This is a genomic window from Paenibacillus ehimensis NBRC 15659 (assembly GCF_004000785.1).
Taxonomy (GTDB): Bacteria; Bacillota; Bacilli; order Paenibacillales; family NBRC-103111; genus Paenibacillus_G; species Paenibacillus_G ehimensis.
Window position 1 is genome coordinate 1 of the sequence record NZ_BILX01000187.1, and the last position, 1,441, is coordinate 1,441.

General features: G+C 44.6%; 1 protein-coding gene. It reads left to right on the forward strand.

Going from position 1 to position 1,441, the window contains the following annotated elements; all coding sequences use genetic code 11:
- Window positions 1-86 precede the first annotated feature (86 nt).
- Entirely contained in the window at window positions 87-1,313 is a 1,227-nt protein-coding gene (locus PEH01S_RS34250; RefSeq protein WP_127490453.1) for an IS256 family transposase, read from the forward strand.
- Window positions 1,314-1,441: the final 128 nt, after the last annotated feature.

The following is a 1,441-nucleotide window of genomic DNA, read 5'->3' on the forward strand; positions in this document are numbered from 1 at the left end:
GGGTCTGTAAAATAAATTGTGTAACCTCTCAACTGAGATAAATTTGTCAATACTGACTACTAGATCAAAGTTGGAGGAATAAGCACATGGCGACCCGAAGCGGATTATTGTCAAAACAAGAATTACGTCAATTTGTAAAAGAGCATAATTTTCAATCGGCAGAAGATATTCAAAGGACATTAAAGGAATTATTTGCAGATGTGCTCCAAGAAGCGCTAGAAGCGGAACTGGATACGCATCTCGGTTATGAGAGACACGATGTAAAAAACAAGCAAACGAGAAACAGCCGCAATGGCTACAGTAAGAAAACCGTCACCTCCGAATACGGCGATGTAGAGATTGAAGTGCCTCGGGACCGACTGGGTGAGTTTGAACCTGTGGTTGTGAAGAAAAATCAGACGAATGTAACCGGCATTGAGGAGCAGATCATCGCATTGTATGCGAAGGGTGTTAGTACAAGGGACATTCAGGATCATCTTCAAGGGTTATATGGTGTCGAGGTCTCACCGACTCTCATCTCTAATGTAACGAATAAGATTGTACCGCTTATTAAGGAGTGGCAGAACCGCCCTTTACAGCAGGTCTATACGGTTGTCTTTTTGGATGCCATTCATTTCAAGGTTAAACAAGAAGGCCATATCGTAAACAAGGCTGCCTATATGGTGATCGGCATTGATTTAGACGGCAACAAAGATGTACTCGGCATTTGGATTGGGGAAAACGAATCTGCAAAATTTTGGCTGAATGTGTTAAACGAGCTTAAGAACCGCGGAGTTCAAGACATCCTTATTACCTGCGTCGATAATCTAAGCGGCTTTTCACAAGCTATTGCAGCTTGCTATCCGAAAACAGATATCCAAAAATGCATCATCCACCAAATCCGTAATTCAACACGATACGTTTCTTACAAGGATCTTAAGAAAGTAACAGCGGACCTAAAGCCAATTTACAAAGCGGTCACGGAAGAGGCGGCCTTACTGGAATTGGATCGGTTTGAAGAAAATTGGGGGAGCAAGTATCCGCTCATCATTAAATCATGGCGTCAAAACTGGGATGAACTTGCGACCTTCTTCAAATATCCGCCAGAGCTTCGAAAACTGATATATACAACGAACATGATCGAGAGTTATCACCGTCAATTACGCAAGGTAACAAAGGGAAAAAGCATATTCCCAACGGACGAAGCACTACTGAAGATGCTGTATCTCTCCACTATGGACGTCATTCGAAAATGGACGGGGCGTGTACAGAACTGGGGACAAATTCTTCTCCAGCTAACAGTGTACTATCCAGAACGCGTCCAGGTACGCTAAAAGCGGCTTTACATGGAGGGGTGGGCATGATAGGCTGACTGCCATGGCGATGACCTGTTGGGGAATCGCCGCATCGCCGATCATCATGCCCACAGAGGCTCCATGTCAAGCCGCGGCACAGCAGTTTG